Origin of the sequence: Bacillus sp. MYb56 (assembly GCF_002976445.1) — a bacterium.
GTDB classification, from domain to species: domain Bacteria; phylum Bacillota; class Bacilli; order Bacillales; family Bacillaceae_G; genus Bacillus_A; species Bacillus_A mycoides.
The window spans coordinates 56,909-73,931 of record NZ_PCOH01000013.1 but is presented as its reverse complement, the minus strand read 5'-3'; the positions used below and the strand labels follow the sequence as shown (position 1 = coordinate 73,931).

Genomic DNA, 17,023 nt, shown 5'->3' with positions numbered 1-17,023 from the left:
TACATATATAATTGTAATATTTTCCAAACGTTGATGTCAAACACTTTTTACATTCTACTTTTTAAAATAGCAGGAGTAAAGAAAAAAATAGGGAAGAAATATGTGAGACCATTTTCTAGTGAGAGGAAGAGGAGAATGAAACTTATTTTTGTTCGGCATGGTGAAGGTGAACATACGAAAGATTTACCATTAAGTTTACAAGCAGTGAATCCGCCATTGACGGGCGTGGGAAAGAAGCAGGCTGAATTGCTTCAGTGCGATGTACCATTACAAGAAAAGGATATATTAATCGCTAGTCCTACACTTCGAACTTTACAAACTGCGACAATATGGAGTGCGGAAGTTGCTTGTCAAAAAATTGTTCACCCATATATATCCCCGCGTATTTTTCCTTATCGGGAATCCGCCAAAACATTACCGTGCGATCAATTGTTAGATCGAAAGATAATACAAAAATTATTTCCACATTTTTCATTAGAAGAAAGTAGAAATGAATTGTTATGGAATGAGGGAGTCAATATCATCTCGGAGATGGAATTTCAGCAAATAGTAGATGAATTTCTGCACTGGTGCTATCAGTTAAAAGCAGAAAAAATTTGTATCGTTGCACACGATGGAACAATTACAGCGTATAGGCAATATTTACAGAAAGTCGCTTTAACTAGAGCTGATTTTTTGAAAGAAACGGATATATATGAAATGGACTTATAGGAGAGGAAATTTGTAATGGAAGAGTTAGGAGAAGATGTGTACGACTTAAATGAGCCGAGAGTATACTTTAGCGTAGCGGAAATTAAGTAATATGCAAAATTGCATATTACACATATTGTAAATGGTTGGTATAAGTTTGGGGAGTTGAAACTAGTAGAATCCTTTTTACATAGTGGTGTAAAATCATATGTTGGATTGATAGATTATGTAGATGGAAATGTAGCAATTATGTTTACAATACGCCTATTTTACGGGTTTATTAACCATGACAAAACGTTAGAAGAAGTTGTTCGAGAAGCGAGATTAACCGATGAGGAGACATGTACATTTCGAGTATATAAACAATATGAAACGGATTTATTCTATATTCGAATGAATGCGTTTCACATTTAACTCAAAGTTTTTTTACATTTTCTTCAATGAAAATGATTATCACCTGTGGTATGATATGTTCAAGTTTTTACAGGTAATGAAAGTTACTATATAAACGTTAGTATTTAATGTTTTTTATGTATGTCACAAATTATTCACGATTAACGTTTTAAAAGTAAGCAACTAATGTTATTATATTATCTGTAACTGACTTAATTACAACTTTAGGAGGAAGATATGATTATTCAATTTTTAAGAGAAAACAAAGCAGTTTCTTTTGTATTAGCGATAATTCGAGTGTATCTTGGTTACACATGGGTAATGGCTGGAATCGGTAAACTACAAGGAAAAGGCTTCGATGCAACTGGTTATTTACAAGGTGCAATTGAAAAATCTAAAGGAGCACAACCAGCTGTTCAATCTTGGTGGGCATCATTCTTACAAGATTTTGCAATTCCAAACGTTGATTTATTTAATACACTTGTGACGTGGGGAGAAATTTTAGTCGGAATTGGTTTAATTGTAGGCTGTTTAACAAAAACAGCGGTCTTTTTCGGTCTTGTAATGAACTTTTCCTATATGTTTAGTGGGTCAATTGGTGTAAACCCTGAAATGGTTATCTTATCCATGTTCGTTCTTGTTTCTGGTATGAATGCTGGAAAACTTGGAATTGATGGCTTAGTTATTCCAAAAGTACTAGGATCAAAAATTCAAAAACGCCAAAAGCAAGCTGCTTAATATATGAAAACGGGTATCTCAAAATGAGATACCCGTTTATTTTTCAGCACTTATAGGATTTTTCTCGAAGAAATCTTTTACATACCCTACAAATTCTTGTGGCTCTTGACGAAATGGAGCATGATAACCTTTTTCAATAATATGGAAAGTGCTATTTTTTAAGAATTGATGATAAGCTTCTCCTTCTTTCCAAGAAACGCTACTATCATTTCTTCCCCATATAATTAAAGTTGGTTGCTTGATTTCAGTTGCATTGATTTGAAGACGCCTAGGCCATAATTTCATTTTATTATAATGCTCTTCATCATTACGCTTGAATTTAACTTTGCTCTCATCATAATCTGCAATAGAAGAAACGGCACTTAAATCAGTCGACAACTTTGGTTTTGGTGAACCTTGTTTATTAACGAACGTATGAGGGCCGCCTGTAGCATCAGTTAAAATAAGGTGGGTAACCGCTTCGGGGTATAAATATGTTAAATTAAGAGAAATTTCTCCGCCCATAGAATGTCCCAGTATTGCGAATGAGTCATACCCTAATTTTTTCATTAACTTATAATACAAATTTGCATGAGTTGGGAAAGAATAATAAAAATCCATCGGTTTAGAGGAACGTCCGAATCCTAAAGCATCAACAGAAATAATCGTATGATCTTTTGCTAAATCTGAGTAAACCTTTTGAAAACCATCGGATGATCCTCCAAATCCATGGATCATAAGTAAAGGTGGTTTTTCATCACCAATCTTTTTAAAGTAAATCGTTTGACCATCTATCTCTACCATTTTTTCCTCGGTAGCTAGTTTCGCTGTAATTGTATTTTTAACTTGTTTTACTTGTTCTACTGGCTTTTCTGCTGCACTACATCCTACTAATAGTGTAAGAGTAAGACAACCTACCATAAAATAGCTAAATCGCTTCAATTAGGTGTCCCCTTTCTAACATAACGCTGCATCTATCATAGCAAATAGTATATTACGATTTCCAGGAAGTTGATTACCGTTCTTTATCATAAGAGGTGAAAGGAGCGTTTCCTGGAAATTTTCTGTTTGAAGAAATTGACGGAAAATGAATTGTGAGTGCGGAACATCAATGCGTATCGTCCCATTCCACGAGTTGCAAATTATTTCTAATAACTGAATAGCGTCTTTTTCTTTTTTTGAAATAAGTGGAGTGATACATAGTACATCTCCTTTTTGTATGCATAAAGCAAAAGCATCTATTTGATTATCCCGCTCTATTTTAAAGGAGTAAGTTGCTCTCGATAGTAGTGATAAATAAAGCTTAGAACGATCTGCACCAGTCGCAGTTTGATCAAGAAAAATGAGAGATTGAAGATCGGCTTGCTGAATTTGTTTTATGGGAAAAGAATTTGTACTTATACGAGCCGCTTGTTTTTCGAAACGATGAATTGTTGTTATTGATTGAAATCCATAAGATTCATATAAGGATTCACCAGCTTTTGTTGCAATGAGCGTAATAGGGAGCGATGGATAAGTTACTTTTAAGCTATTGTTTAACAAAATACGGCCAATTCCTTTTCTTTGAAAATCAGGATGCACGATTAACATACCGATAGAAGAAAATCCAGGGGCAAACGAAAAGACCCCGCCCGCTGCAATAAGTTTATTCTCATGTACATAGCCAAAAATTGTGCCAATGGAAAGGTACATATGGAATTGCTCTTTCATAAAACTCTCATGCTGTAACCACCCGACTGATTTGCAAAGAGAGAGTAAATCTGGAATGGAAGATGCGTCTAGTTTTACTGTTTTCATAAAGTTCACCATATTTCTATTTAAATTAGAAAAAATAAGAATAATATTACGAAATGTAAAATAATAGGTTCGTATTAAAAGAAATCCAACATGTTTATATTTATCTTTGTAAAGGGGAGTATGCTTGATATGAAAAGACAAACTTATACAAATTATAACTTAAATTTACATAAGTTAACAAAAAATTTACATATAACTCATTTTCTCTTAACAGTCTTCTATTAAATTTGATAGTGGGAAATGAATAACCTAATTAGGGGGACAAGACAGTGAAAAAGTTTGTGAAAAAAGCATGGCCATTTGCAGTTGTGGCGTCGTTAGCAGTTACTTCGGTAGCAACATGGAATTTTACGCGTTCTAGTGAGGTTAATGCAGATGAGAACGGAAACAATGCAAAAATTAAAAATGTCATTGTATTAATTGGGGACGGTATGGGGCCTTCATATATGACAGCTCATCGTTATATGAAAGATAATCCAAAAACATTTGAGATGGAATCTACAGAATTTGATAAGCATCTTGTAGGAACACAAAAAACATATCCAGAAGATGAACATGAAAATATTACAGACTCTGCATCGGCAGCTACTGCGATGTCAGCAGGTATAAAAACATATAACGCAGCTATTGCAGTAGATAATGATAAAGCTGAAGTGAAAACAGTATTGGAGCAAGCGAAAGAAAAAGGGAAGTCAACGGGACTCGTTGCAACTTCTGAAATTACGCATGCAACACCAGCTGCATTCGGTGCACATGATATTAGTCGTAAAAATATGGACGCAATTGCAAATGATTACTTTGATGAGAAAATTAAAGGTAAGCATAAAATAGATGTTATGCTTGGCGGGGGCGTAAAGAACTTTGTTAGAAAAGACCGCAATCTTACAGAAGAATTTAAGAAGTCTGGTTATAGTTATGTAACAGATCGTAATCAATTATTAAATGATAAAAGCGATCAAGTTCTTGGCTTATTTGCACCAGGTGGTTTAGACAAAATGATTGACCGTACTGACAAAACACCTTCATTAGAAGAGATGACAAATGCAGCGATTGAGCGCTTGAACAAAAATAAAGACGGTTTCTTCTTAATGGTCGAAGGTAGTCAAATTGATTGGGCTGGACATGATAATGATATTGTCGGTGCAATGAGTGAAATGGAAGACTTCGAAAAAGCGTTTAAAGCAGCAATTGAGTTTGCGAAAAAAGATAAGAACACATTAGTTGTTGCAACTGCAGATCATTCTACTGGCGGATTATCTTTAGGTGCGAATGGTGAGTATAATTTTAAAGTAGATCCGATTAAAGCTGCGAAACGTACGCCAGACTTTATGGCAAGTGAGATTGTAAAAGGTGCAAATGTAGAAGAAACATTGAAAAAGTATATTGATCTACAATTAACACCAGAAGAAATTAAAGCTGTAAATGATATAGCTCCATCAAAAGATGTAACAAAGATTGATAATGCAATTGAAGATATCTTCAATAAGCGTTCGGTTACAGGTTGGACAACGGGTGGACATACAGGTGAAGATGTGAACGTATATGCATTCGGACCAGGTAAATACTTATTCTCTGGCGTTCAAGAGAATACAAATATAGCTAAACGTGTCTTTGACATCGTTGGCGGCGGCGATCCGAATAAAGGAAGACGCTAATTATAAATGAAAGTGAGGCAAAATGCCTCACTTTTCTTTTTAGGAGATGGAAAGATGAGCGTTTTTTTAGGGAAATTAAGATTCCTTCTAGTATTCGTATTATTGCTAGTTGGATGTCAATCTCAAGAGAATAATATACAACAAAAATCTGCTGGGAAAACTGAGGAAAAGGTACATATGACGAAAGAAGAAGAGAAATCCATTCAAGATGTTATTGAGGCATTTGTACGGACGACGAATGAAAAAAATCTTGCTGAGCATATGGAGTTATTTTCAAAGAAGATGCCTAGTGCTGAAGACTTAAAAACACAAAAGGAAGCTGCATTTCAAAAGGGAAATAAGAAAATAGAATTGGAACATATGAATATGAAAGCTCTTAAAGGTGGGCTTGTTATTGTTGAAACGGAGGAAAAAGAAGTAGATGGAGGGGTTACTCTTCAGAAGAAAATGCAGTACGCACTTGGAAAAGAAGAAGCAGGGTGGAAGATTGAAGAGGTTCGTACGATAGAGAAGAAATAAAGTGAAACTTTAATCAGTGGGAGTCTTACTGCCCGCAAATAGCGGGATAAAAAGGTTCTCATAGGAGAGAACCTTTTAAAGTGGTAATAAAATTTGATTTGAACATGCTTCAATGTCATCAATATCTTGACGGATTGTTGCCATCTTATTATCGAGGTCTTCAGCTTTCATAGCAGCGTCATGTAGTTCATCTTTCAAATAGTCAGGTATATTTCCTTCATATTTGTAGTAAAGCTTATGTTCTAAACTTGCCCAAAAGTCCATGGCAAGAGTACGTAATTGAATTTCTGCAAAGACATCTTTCGTACCAGAATTTAGTGACAATGGATATTTAATAATCATATGCAAACTTTTATAGCCATTTCCTTTTGGATTAGCAATATAATCTTTTACTTCTACAATTTCCATATCTCCACGATTTTCAATAACTTCTTTTAAATGATAAATATCTTCTACAAAGCAACATGTAATACGGATGCCAATAATATCTTGTAATTGTGTTTGAGCATTTTCAACTGTTGGTGATAAGTTTTTACGCTCAAGCTTCCTAATGATACTTTCGGGTTGTTTAAGTCTTGTTTTTATATGTTCAAACGGGTTGTAGTCTTCTAAAAATTGAGCTTCCCGGTTCATAATTTCAAATTTAGTTTTTAACTCTTCTAAAGCAAATGTATAAGGTAATACAAAAGCTTTCCAGTAGTTAACGTTTGATTGGTTATATTCCATTTATATACACACCTTTTCTTATTTACAAGTGAAGTTGTTATTATACTAAACACCAAATCATGTAGGCGCAAGCAGCAAATGATGAGATCATAAAGCGATATTTAGTTTTCATCTTTTCAACCCCTTTCAAATGAAATTATATATGAATAAACGTCATTGTTAGTAATTTCACTATGTACAATTCTTATAGTAATAGATTCATGTGAAATTCGTATGAACTAATTGTTTCAGCTTTTTGTCTTTTTGCTAATGACTTTTGGTTTTGTTTGTTATAATTACCTTAAATTGTAATAAAGGAGAGGGTATGATGAATCCAAAAGATAAAAAAAGAAAAGAGCAAGTGGCCCATATTATTGAAATTCCAGATGAATATAGGCTTGTTGTAGATGATCAAGAAGGAGTGGATGATCCGTATCATCTATTATGGTGGGGGCATAAAGAGGATGAGGAGAAAAAGATACAAATTACATTAAATAGGCATACTGGTAATTTATTTGAACTCAGGATAGATGATGAAAATTATTTTTCGAGTGATAAAGAAGTGATAGAGGAGAATAAGGCAAGAGAGATTGCAAATGTATTTATAAAAAAATATGTGGAAGAAGAATTAGAATTTTATACATATGTGTCAGTTAAGGATGACTGGCGTGGTTGGAAAGAAATAAATTATATGCAGGAAGTGAATGGATATCCATTGCCGAATACAGGATGTGTTGTGCGAATTCATCCTTCAGGTAATGTTGTGCATTTTCATTACAATGGACAAAAAGCTATAGAGAAAAAACCGTTATGGCCAATTGAAATTGTTGAGGAGAACGTCGTTTTAGAAACTTTGAGAGCTAGACAAGATATGAGACTTGTATTTGTGGATTTAACACATTCTTCATGTAAATATGAAAATGGTGAGGAAGTAAAAGGCTATCATCTTGTATATGAACCAGAACCTAGTCATGCGTTTATTGATGCAAGTACAGGTAAAGATTTATTCGACCCAGATCATTATAAATTGCCTCCAACTGTAGCTGTTGAAAAACCGAAAAAAGTTAGTCAACAAGATGATATATTCGATTTATTTGACTGGGATAAAGAAAGTTTTACAAAAGTGGCTGAGACAGAAAATGAAGATGGAATAAGGATGAAATTTGTTTCGAAAGAGGAATTACAAAAACAGAAAGAAGAAAAGAATCCATATTTAATGAATGAATTCTTTAAAAAGCATTTACCGATGTTAAAATATAATAATTTAGTTGGCATTACGATTGATAAATCAACCAATGAATTAATTGGTTTTATAAAACTGGCAGACGATAAAGAAGTAAAACAAATACTGTCTAGAGAGGAATGTTTACAAAAAGCACTTCAATTTTTAGAACATGTTATTCCAGATGTTACACAATATCTTCGCCTTTGGGATGAACGTGACGAAGATGAAGGGATTGAAAGATTTGTCTTTTCAGTATATGTGAATGAAATTCCGGTAGAGTATAGGGAATTCATGGTCAACATTAATACAGAAAATGGTGCTGTGATGCACTACTCGGGAAAACCTAGCAATATAATAGAAGAGTTACTTGCACATGAAACAGCACAAAAAGTAACAAAAGAAAAAGCGTTAGAAATATATAAAGAGGTCATTCGAGTAAAATTAGAATGGTGTATAGATCATGATGCAGAGGAAATGAAATATAAACTGCTGTATAAACAAACGAGGAGTGAAAATCAGAAAGAATCCGTCGATTGTAGTCGGAAAATTCGTTACATAGATGCGCATACTGGAGAGAAAATTTGGAGTGAATATTAGTAAAAGCCAATCGATACGTTTCGATTGGCTTTTACTATGTTTATAGAAAAATTTAATGATTAGCGTTGAGTGGTTTAAGAATGCCATTAAGTTAAGAGTTCCATATTTACATCGTACAGACACAAACAACCTCATGCCCACATACACATAGTAAAGACCACTATTTTGGCGGAGGTGAAAGGTTTGAGTCTATTCGCCGCAATTGGATATATGGTTCGAGAAGTGTTTGTATTTGTTTCTTATGTGAAGAACAATGCGTTCCCGCAGCCGTTATCATCAGATGATGAGAGAAAGTACTTAGAGTTAATGGAGCAAGGTGATGCTCAAGCGAGAAATCTTTTAATTGAACATAATTTACGGCTTGTAGCTCATATTGTTAAGAAATTCGAAAACACTGGTGAAGATGCAGAAGATTTAATTTCAATTGGTACCATTGGGCTTATTAAAGCGATTGAAAGCTATTCAGCAGGGAAAGGAACTAAGCTTGCAACATATGCAGCACGCTGTATCGAAAATGAAATTTTGATGCATTTACGTGTGCTGAAGAAAACGAAAAAAGACGTTTCACTTCATGATCCGATTGGGCAAGATAAAGAGGGTAATGAAATATCGCTTATTGATATATTAAAATCAGAATCTGAAGATGTAATTGATATGATTCAGCTTAGTATGGAGTTAGAAAAAATTAAAGAGTATATCGATATTTTGGACGAACGAGAGAAAGAAGTAATTGTGAAGCGTTTTGGACTTGGGCTTGATAAAGAGAAAACACAGAGGGAGATTGCGAAGGCACTCGGTATTTCAAGAAGCTACGTATCGCGAATTGAAAAGCGTGCTTTAATGAAAATGTTCCATGAATTTGTGCGGGCTGAGAAAGAGAAAAAAGCAAAAGAATAATGTGTATTGTAAGCAGCTACACTTTAAAAGTGGCTGCTTTTCTTTCGGGAAAACGGAAAGAAAACGAGCTGTTCTAAGAAGAAATACATGTTCACTGTTGAAAATGGCGGGTTCTATCTGTAATATTAGAAGGTGCTAAACAATTTAAGAATAAAAATTATACTTAGTTTTTCTTCGTGTATAACGAGACGGCTCCATTCTATATGTGGGAATAAGAACCAATTTTACATATGATATAGAGAGAAAAGAAGGGGAAACTAAAGTTATAGGCTGATTAGGAGGTTTCGTAATTTGCGACGGACATTATATCGACTTATGATCGAACTTACAAATGGTCGTTTTACTTCTTATATATTACGTAAATTTGCACAATCTCGTTTGAGCTCTATCATTATTCCATCGTATGTGAAAGTTTTTCAAATTAATCAAGATGAGATGGAAAAGGGTTTGAAGGAATATGGAACATTGCATGATTTATTTACACGTAGGCTAAAAGAAGGAAAGCGTAGTATTGATACTGATGCATCGAGTATCGTTAGTCCTGTTGATGGTGTTTTTGCTGATCAAGGTCCTATTGAGGATACAAAAACATTCGATATAAAAGGAAAGCGTTATTCAATTGTGGATATGCTAGGTAATGAAGAGCGTGCAAAGCGATATGCAGGCGGTACATATATGGTGATTTATTTGAGTCCAAGTCATTATCATCGCATTCATAGCCCGCTTTCTGGCTCTGTGACTGAAAGATTTGTACTCGGTAGAAAATCATATCCGGTAAATGCAGCGGGTATGGAGTATGGGAAAGAACCATTGTCAAAAAATTATCGCTCTGTTACAGAAGTAAATAGTGACGGCGAACATATGGCACTTGTAAAAGTAGGTGCTATGTTTGTTAATAGTATCGAGCTCCTTCATGAAAGAAGTACTGTTCAAAAAGGTGAAGAGATGGCATACTTTACATTTGGCTCAACAGTTGTTTTATTATTTGAAAAAGATATGATTAAAGCAGTGCAGGAATTGACAAGTGGGCAAGAGCTGCGTCTTGGTGAAAAAATTGCAACCCGAGTATCTCATAAGTAAAGAAAAGGTTTTATAATATACTTATGAAGCTCTAATTAAGAAATGTGGACAAAGATGCTTAATGAAGAAATCCCCTAGATGGGAGTACTTGTTTATTCGAGAGCCATCGCAGGATGGCTCTTTTTACAGGTCAATCAGCAATCTATATGTACTCAAGAAGATTTGACGAGCTTGTCCTCTAACGAGCGTCTAATAATTTCTTGTTTTATAAGTAAAATGAAGTCGGGATTTAATTTTAGTTCTTTTGCTTTATAATAAGACTCAGTGAGTAAATCAGTAGATAACTGTTCCATATGTTTTGTTTTCAAGGTGAGTCACCTCCTAATAATATAAGGATTGATTCGTTGTTGCATTTAATGTACCAAAAAAATATGACAGTCACAAACAAGAGGTTATCCACATAACTCAGTGGATAAAATGTGGATAGATTGTTAGTAAATTCCAAATTGACTGAAAAATTAACGTGGAAAGTGTGTACAAGTTTATCCACAGGTTATCTATCGAAAAATGTTGTCGAAAAATTTTATGAAAAATCCTCAAAGAGGTGAAAGAAATTGAAGTTATTTTTACCAAATGAATATGTGAAAAATATATATCATATTCAACCAGAAGATTTGAAAAAACGTGGAATTAAAGGAGTTATTACTGATTTAGATAACACTTTAATTGAATGGGATCGTCCAAATGCAACGCCACAGCTTGAAGAGTGGTTTTTGAAAATGAAAGAAAATGATATTCAAGTAACGGTCGTTTCAAATAACAACGAGCAACGCGTTAAAGACTTCGCTGACCCATTAGGTATTCCGTTTATTCATAGTGCGCGCAAACCGTTTGTTCGCGCATTTAAGCGTGCGATACATGAGATGCACCTGCAGCCAGATGAAGTTGTAGTAATTGGAGATCAGTTACTAACGGATGTGCTCGGCGGGAATCGTGTGGGACTTCATACAATTTTAGTTGTACCGGTAGCGCAAACGGACGGATTGGTGACACGATTTAATCGGAAAATTGAACGAAGAATTATGAGAAACATGAAGAAAAAAGGCTTAATTAACTGGGAGGAATAAAGTTTGACTGAAACAATTAAATGTATTGGTTGCGGTGTAGAAATTCAAACAGAAAATAAAAATGAAGTAGGATACGCTCCTGTATCATCTTTAGAAAAAGAACAAGTAATTTGCCAACGTTGTTTTCGTTTGAAACATTATAACGAAATTCAAGATGTATCTTTAACAGATGATGATTTCCTTCGTATTTTGAACGGAATTGGACAATCAGACGCACTAGTGGTTAAAATCGTAGATATTTTCGATTTCAATGGTAGCTGGTTACCGGGCTTACATCGTTTTGTAGGGAACAATAAAGTATTACTTGTAGGGAATAAGGCTGACTTAATTCCAAAGTCAGTTAAGCATGATAAAGTAAAACATTGGATGCGCTATAGTGCAAAGCAACTTGGTTTAAAACCAGAAGATGTCTTTTTAATTAGTGCAGCTAAAGGACAAGGAATCGCTGAACTTGCTGATGCAATTGAGCATTACCGCGAGGGTAAAGATGTTTATGTTGTTGGATGTACGAATGTTGGTAAATCAACATTTATTAATCGTATGATTAAAGAGTTTAGTGATGAGACTGAGAATGTAATTACAACATCACATTTCCCAGGAACAACGCTTGATTTAATTGATATCCCATTAGACGAAACGTCATCTTTATACGATACACCAGGTATTATTAATCATCATCAAATGGCGCATTATGTTGGGAAACAAAGCTTAAAGCTTATTACACCGACTACAGAAGTTAAGCCAATGGTATTCCAATTAAATGAAGAACAAACATTATTCTTTGGTGGATTAGCACGATTTGATTATGTAAGTGGGGGCCGTCGTGCATTCACTTGTCATTTCTCAAACCGTTTAACAATCCATCGTACAAAGCTTGAAAAGGCTGATGAATTGTACGAAAAACACGCTGGAGAATTATTGAATCCACCGACACCAGAAGAATTAGAAAATATGCCTAAGTTTGTGAAATATGAATTTAATATTCGTGAGCCGAAAACGGATGTTGTATTCTCTGGATTGGGCTGGGTTACTGTAAATGAATCAGGAGCGAAAATTGTTGCTCATGTACCAAAAGGAGTAAGTGTTTCATTACGTAAATCTTTAATTTAATATGGAGAGGGATTTATGAAACAATTATATGGTGTAATCGGAAATCCAATTGGACATTCATTATCACCCGTTATGCATAACGATGCATTTGAACACTTGAATATGGATGCCCATTACCATGCGTTTCTTGTAGAAGAAGAAGCGCTAGGGGAAGCAGTAAAAGGTTTGAAAGCATTAGGTATTTCAGGATTTAATGTAACGACTCCGCACAAAGTTGCAATTATGGAGTACTTGGATGAGATTGCCCCGTTAGCAAGGCAAATCGGTGCGGTAAATACAGTAGTTCATCGAGATGGAAAATTGATTGGGTATAATACAGATGGAATTGGTTTTGTTCGTGCCCTGCAGTCAATTAGTGAAGATCCACTTCAAGAGAAACGTATTTTATTAATCGGTGCAGGTGGTGCTAGCCGAGCTATTTACTTCTCGCTTGCCGATGTAGGTGTGAAAGAAATTGATATTGCTAATCGTACGAGAGATAAGGCGAAAAACCTTATCTCTGGGTGCATGGCAAATGTTAATTCGCATGCTCTATCGTTAGAATGTGCAGCAGAAAATCAAGGGGAATATGATATTATCATCCAAACAACAACGATAGGTATGCATCCACATGTTGAGTATACGCCGCTGGAAATTCGTTCATTGAAACAAGGAACGATTGTTTCTGATATTATTTATAATCCATTTGAGACGAAAATTTTAGGCGATGCGAAAGAACAAGGTGCAATAATTCAAAATGGAATCGATATGTTCGTTTATCAAGGTGCACTTGCATTTGAAATGTGGACAGGGTGTGTGCCGAATATTGATAGAATGAAACAATTAGTAATGAGAGAGCTTGGAGGCTAATTATATGTTAACAGGAAAACAAAAAAGATTTTTACGTGCAAAGGCACATCATTTAACACCGATTTTTCAAGTTGGAAAAGGTGGCGTGAATGAAAATATGGTGAAACAAATTGGAGAAGCATTAGAAGTTCGTGAACTATTTAAAGTGAGCGTATTACAAAACTGTGAATTTGATCGTAGTGAAGTTGCAGAAGAGCTTGCACAAGGTGCACGAGCTGAAATCGTTCAAGTAATCGGAAGCACAATTGTTTTATACAAAGAATCAAGAGAAAATAAGCAGATTAAGCTTCCTCGATAAAAGATATACATGAGTTATTTTGTAATGGACGCTTGATATGTAGAAAGCGAAACCAATTGAACTTTTATTAACAGTGGGCTCTCTTCGAATATGTATGGGGAGAGTTGCTGTATGTAAAAGGAAGGGGCGTTTCTTTTGAGAAAAATTGGCATTATTGGTGGCACGTTTGATCCACCTCATAATGGGCATTTGTTAATTGCAAATGAAGTGTATCATGCTTTAGGGTTGGAAGAGGTATGGTTTTTGCCGAATCAAGTTCCACCGCACAAGCAAGGACGTAACATTACGAGTGTGAAAAGTCGATTAAACATGCTGCAAATAGCGATTGAGGAAGAAGCATACTTTTCAATTTGTTTAGAAGAGCTAGACAGAGAAGGCCCATCTTATACGTACGATACTATGGTACAATTAACGGAGAAGTATCCGGATGTGCAGTTTCACTTTATTATTGGCGGAGACATGGTTGAGTATTTGCCGAAGTGGTATAACATTGAAAAGTTACTTAAGCTTGTGACTTTCGTTGGAGTTGCAAGACCAGGTTATACATTACATACGCCTTATGATATCGTAAAAGTGGAAATTCCGGAGTTTGCAGTTTCTTCTTCTCTGTTACGTGAGAGATATATGACGAAGAAAACGTGCAAATATTTACTCCCCGAAAAAGTACAGGTATATATCGAGAGGAATGGGTTGTATGAATCGTGAGGAAGCACTTAGTATTGTCAAACAACAAATGCATGAAAAACGTTATATACACACGGTTGGTGTAATGGAAACAGCGATTGAACTTGCCCGATTATATGGTGTAGATGAGAAAAAGGCAGAGACGGCTGCTATATTTCACGATTATGCAAAATGTAGAGCGATTCCAGAAATGGAAGAGATTATTAAGAGAGAAGCTTTGCCAAAGGATCTACTGCACTATAACAAAGAGTTATGGCATGCACCTGTTGGGGCATACTTAGTAGAAAAAGAAGTAGGCATTACTGATCCTGAAATTCTACAAGCTATTACATATCATACAAGTGGTCATGAAAAAATGACAATGTTAGATAAAGTTATTTATGTAGCAGATTACATTGAACCAGGACGTAAGTTTCCTGGTGTGGAAGAGGCGAGGAAACTCGCATATAAAGATATAAATCAAGCTTTACTGTTTGCTTTAAAGCGAACAATTCAATTTTTAATGGAAAAAGATCAAACGATTTATCCATTAACATTCCAAACATACAATGAAGTTATCAAGGAGGAAATTAATAAATGAAAGATAAAGAGTTATTAGTATTAGCGGCAAAAGCAGCTGATGATAAGAGAGCAGAAGATATGGTTGTACTAAATATGCAAGGTATTTCACCGATTGCAGACTATTTTATTATTTGTCACGGAAATTCAGACAAGCAAGTACAAGCAATTGCACGTGAAATTAAAGCGAAGGCACATGAGTTCGAAATTAACGTACAACGTATGGAAGGCTTTGATGAAGCACGTTGGGTTTTAGTAGACCTTGGTGATGTGGTTGCTCATGTATTCCATAAAGATGAGCGTAATCACTATAATTTAGAGCGTCTATGGGGCGATGTGCCGCGTGAAGATATTGCAGATGAGCTAGATCAATGAAATACGAACAATTTGCTTTGCTGTATGACAAACTGATGAATGATGTCCCTTATGATAAATGGGTGGAATTCACAGAGGAAAGTTTACAACAGGCATCTATGAAAGAGGCAAGAATCCTTGACGTAGCATGTGGAACTGGTAACGTAACACTTCCGCTTGTGCGAAAAGGTTATGACTTAATTGGTGTAGATCTTTCGGAAGAAATGTTAACTGTCGCGCAGCAAAAATTGGGGGGAGAAGGATATTTTATTCCTTTTTACCAACAAGACATGAGAGAGCTCGATGTTCCTGGTGAATTTGATTGTGTGACAATCTTTTGTGACTCATTAAATTACGTATTGCAAGAAGATGGAGTGCAAGAAACATTTAGAAGAGTTTTCCACCATTTACGTCAGGATGGCTTGTTTTTATTCGATGTACACTCTTTATATAAAATACATCACGTATTTCAAAATGAAACATATACAGTGAACGGCGAAGAAATATCACTTATTTGGAACTGCTTCCCTGGAGAAGAATCAGATAGTGTGGAACATGATTTGACATTCTTTGTACAAGATTCAGAAGAAGATGTGTATCATCGTTTTGACGAATGTCACGTGCAACGTGCGTATTCGGTTGAAGTGTTAACAAAATGGCTTGAAGAAGCTGGGTTTACAGTGCTTCGCGTCACAGGTGACTTTGAACGAATTGAAGTGACAGAACAAACAGAGCGCATCTTTTTTATGGCGAAGAAGAATGGATAAAAGAAAAGCAACCGATAAGGTTGCTTTTGTTTTATAGAAAAGATGTAGTTTTAGTTCTAGAAAAATAAAAAGATGATATGTGTAAAGTGTAAAAATGCTAGTTTTAGTGAAAATGTAGCATGAAAAAGATAAGTATTAATAAAAAGGGTTTGGGATTAAGATGGCGTATTTATTATGTGTGTTTATTGAATTGCTGCTCAACGCATTTTAAGTCTTCATCAAATTTCTCATGTGTCCGTTCGATTAATTTATGAAACATATCCCCAACGTGCTCTTCTAAAATACGAATACCTTCTCCTGTAACACCGCCTTTAACGCATACCTTTTCTTGTAAAGTAGGTAATGTGAAAATTTCTTTTTCGAGTAATTTCCCCATTCCAATGACCATTTCACTTACTAAAGTAGTGGCTTCTTCATGTGTAATATTTGTTTTATCTACAGCAGCGTTAATGAAACATTGTAATAAATAACTAAAAAAAGCAGGGCCGCAGCTTGCTATATCAGATGAAACGCGCGTTATATCTTCTTCTATAACAAGGGGAGTAGAAATGTTTTTGAATAGACGAAGTAGTTTTTGTTGCCATTCTAGAGAGCAATTATTTCCAAATGTAAATAGTGATGCGCCGGATAAGGCGCGGTTTGTGATGCTTGGAATGATACGAGCGACGTGGCAAGGTATAAGTGTTTCTAATTGTGATGGAGATATGGGGCTTGTGATAGAAACTAAGCAATCTTCGTCTGAAAAATGGTCAGCGTATTTTTGTAGAATAGGGTATATGTCTTTCGGTTTTACGCAAATGAAAATAAGCTGGGATTGTTCGATTACCTCTTGGATTGTTTTGGCTATATGAACAGAAGGGTATTTTTCTTTTATATGATATGCTTTGGCAGGCGTCCGATTAATAATAGTAAGGCACGAAGGTTTGACAGCACGGGTTTCTAAAAATGCATCGATTAGTATATTCCCCATGTTCCCTGTCCCTATAATTCCTATGTTCAATGTTTCATCCCTCCTTCGTAACAGCTTTCTCCTAAACAATATGAATGATGTTATAAATTTA

At 35.2% G+C, this 17,023-nt stretch carries 20 protein-coding genes and 1 pseudogene; 16 read left to right on the top strand and 5 right to left on the bottom strand.

Features of this window, described 5'->3' with window-relative positions; genetic code table 11:
• Positions 1-135: 135 nt before the first annotated feature.
• The 3 genes and pseudogenes from CQ058_RS16845 (at position 136) to CQ058_RS16835 (ending at position 1,821) form a co-directional block, all read left to right on the top strand.
• Positions 136-711 (top strand): histidine phosphatase family protein, encoded by a 576-nt coding sequence (locus tag CQ058_RS16845; RefSeq protein WP_002190722.1) that lies wholly within the window; start codon positions 136-138, stop codon positions 709-711.
• A pseudogene (locus tag CQ058_RS16840) lies at positions 712-1,104 on the top strand (hypothetical protein); the annotation flags it as partial.
• Positions 1,105-1,320: 216 nt separating this feature from the next.
• On the top strand, positions 1,321-1,821 hold the full coding sequence (locus CQ058_RS16835) for a DoxX family protein (protein WP_002015237.1): 501 nt from the start codon (positions 1,321-1,323) through the stop codon (positions 1,819-1,821).
• Between the two features lie 36 nt (positions 1,822-1,857).
• Here CQ058_RS16835 and CQ058_RS16830 read toward each other — a convergent pair whose 3' ends face one another.
• Together CQ058_RS16830 and CQ058_RS16825 are read right to left on the bottom strand one after the other, a co-directional pair.
• Complete coding sequence (locus CQ058_RS16830) at positions 1,858-2,742, bottom strand: alpha/beta fold hydrolase (protein WP_105589885.1); 885 nt, start codon at positions 2,740-2,742, stop codon at positions 1,858-1,860.
• Positions 2,743-2,757: 15 nt separating this feature from the next.
• Positions 2,758-3,597 carry a GNAT family N-acetyltransferase gene (locus tag CQ058_RS16825; protein ID WP_002190720.1) on the bottom strand — a complete coding sequence of 280 codons (840 nt, stop codon included), beginning with the start codon at positions 3,595-3,597 and terminating at the stop codon, positions 2,758-2,760.
• 269 nt (positions 3,598-3,866) lie between these two features.
• On the opposite strand from CQ058_RS16825, the gene CQ058_RS16820 reads away from it, so the two are divergent.
• Positions 3,867-5,252 carry an alkaline phosphatase gene (locus CQ058_RS16820; RefSeq protein ID WP_002190719.1) on the top strand — a complete coding sequence of 462 codons (1,386 nt, stop codon included), beginning with the start codon at positions 3,867-3,869 and terminating at the stop codon, positions 5,250-5,252.
• Between the two features lie 54 nt (positions 5,253-5,306).
• The gene (locus tag CQ058_RS16815; protein ID WP_002190718.1) at positions 5,307-5,771 is read left to right on the top strand and encodes a hypothetical protein; all 465 of its coding nucleotides are present in this window, start codon (positions 5,307-5,309) and stop codon (positions 5,769-5,771) included.
• A gap of 75 nt (positions 5,772-5,846) precedes the next feature.
• On the opposite strand, the gene CQ058_RS16810 is transcribed toward CQ058_RS16815, so the two are convergent.
• A complete protein-coding gene (locus CQ058_RS16810) occupies positions 5,847-6,497 on the bottom strand; it encodes a GTP pyrophosphokinase (RefSeq protein ID WP_002190717.1) in 651 nt (216 codons plus the stop codon).
• 304 nt (positions 6,498-6,801) lie between these two features.
• Here CQ058_RS16810 and CQ058_RS16805 point away from each other — a divergent pair, with 304 nt between their 5' ends.
• From CQ058_RS16805 to CQ058_RS16795, 3 genes are all read left to right on the top strand, one after another.
• Complete coding sequence (locus CQ058_RS16805; protein ID WP_002190716.1) at positions 6,802-8,298, top strand: YcdB/YcdC domain-containing protein; 1,497 nt, start codon at positions 6,802-6,804, stop codon at positions 8,296-8,298.
• A gap of 183 nt (positions 8,299-8,481) precedes the next feature.
• A complete protein-coding gene (gene sigK / locus CQ058_RS16800; protein WP_000051382.1) occupies positions 8,482-9,195 on the top strand; it encodes an RNA polymerase sporulation sigma factor SigK in 714 nt (237 codons plus the stop codon).
• A 291-nt stretch (positions 9,196-9,486) separates the two neighbouring features.
• Entirely contained in the window at positions 9,487-10,275 is a 789-nt protein-coding gene (locus CQ058_RS16795; protein WP_002129166.1) for a phosphatidylserine decarboxylase, read from the top strand.
• A 152-nt stretch (positions 10,276-10,427) separates the two neighbouring features.
• On the opposite strand, the gene sda is transcribed toward CQ058_RS16795, so the two are convergent.
• Complete coding sequence (gene sda / locus CQ058_RS16790; protein WP_002015226.1) at positions 10,428-10,583, bottom strand: sporulation histidine kinase inhibitor Sda; 156 nt, start codon at positions 10,581-10,583, stop codon at positions 10,428-10,430.
• Between the two features lie 246 nt (positions 10,584-10,829).
• Here sda and CQ058_RS16785 point away from each other — a divergent pair, with 246 nt between their 5' ends.
• The 8 genes from CQ058_RS16785 to CQ058_RS16750 all read left to right on the top strand — a co-directional run bounded on the left by CQ058_RS16785 (position 10,830) and on the right by CQ058_RS16750 (position 15,962).
• Positions 10,830-11,342, top strand: coding sequence for a YqeG family HAD IIIA-type phosphatase (locus CQ058_RS16785; RefSeq protein ID WP_002015225.1), 513 nt, complete (start codon positions 10,830-10,832; stop codon positions 11,340-11,342).
• 3 nt (positions 11,343-11,345) lie between these two features.
• Positions 11,346-12,452 (top strand): ribosome biogenesis GTPase YqeH, encoded by a 1,107-nt coding sequence (gene yqeH / locus CQ058_RS16780; RefSeq protein ID WP_002015224.1) that lies wholly within the window; start codon positions 11,346-11,348, stop codon positions 12,450-12,452.
• Between the two features lie 15 nt (positions 12,453-12,467).
• Positions 12,468-13,301: a shikimate dehydrogenase gene (gene aroE, locus CQ058_RS16775; protein WP_002015222.1), complete on the top strand. Its 834-nt coding sequence runs from the start codon at positions 12,468-12,470 to the stop codon at positions 13,299-13,301.
• Between the two features lie 4 nt (positions 13,302-13,305).
• The gene (yhbY, locus tag CQ058_RS16770; RefSeq protein WP_002015220.1) at positions 13,306-13,599 is read left to right on the top strand and encodes a ribosome assembly RNA-binding protein YhbY; all 294 of its coding nucleotides are present in this window, start codon (positions 13,306-13,308) and stop codon (positions 13,597-13,599) included.
• 135 nt (positions 13,600-13,734) lie between these two features.
• Positions 13,735-14,304 (top strand): nicotinate-nucleotide adenylyltransferase, encoded by a 570-nt coding sequence (locus CQ058_RS16765; protein ID WP_002015218.1) that lies wholly within the window; start codon positions 13,735-13,737, stop codon positions 14,302-14,304.
• Entirely contained in the window at positions 14,294-14,863 is a 570-nt protein-coding gene (yqeK, locus tag CQ058_RS16760) for a bis(5'-nucleosyl)-tetraphosphatase (symmetrical) YqeK (protein ID WP_002143180.1), read from the top strand. The genes CQ058_RS16765 and yqeK overlap by 11 nt, the downstream gene beginning before the upstream one ends.
• Positions 14,860-15,216, top strand: coding sequence for a ribosome silencing factor (gene rsfS / locus CQ058_RS16755; RefSeq protein ID WP_000653209.1), 357 nt, complete (start codon positions 14,860-14,862; stop codon positions 15,214-15,216). The genes yqeK and rsfS overlap by 4 nt, the downstream gene beginning before the upstream one ends.
• On the top strand, positions 15,213-15,962 hold the full coding sequence (locus CQ058_RS16750) for a class I SAM-dependent DNA methyltransferase (protein WP_002190713.1): 750 nt from the start codon (positions 15,213-15,215) through the stop codon (positions 15,960-15,962). The genes rsfS and CQ058_RS16750 overlap by 4 nt, the downstream gene beginning before the upstream one ends.
• A 172-nt stretch (positions 15,963-16,134) precedes the next feature.
• Here CQ058_RS16750 and comER read toward each other — a convergent pair whose 3' ends face one another.
• Positions 16,135-16,962: a late competence protein ComER gene (comER, locus tag CQ058_RS16745; RefSeq protein WP_002190712.1), complete on the bottom strand. Its 828-nt coding sequence runs from the start codon at positions 16,960-16,962 to the stop codon at positions 16,135-16,137.
• Positions 16,963-17,023: the final 61 nt, after the last annotated feature.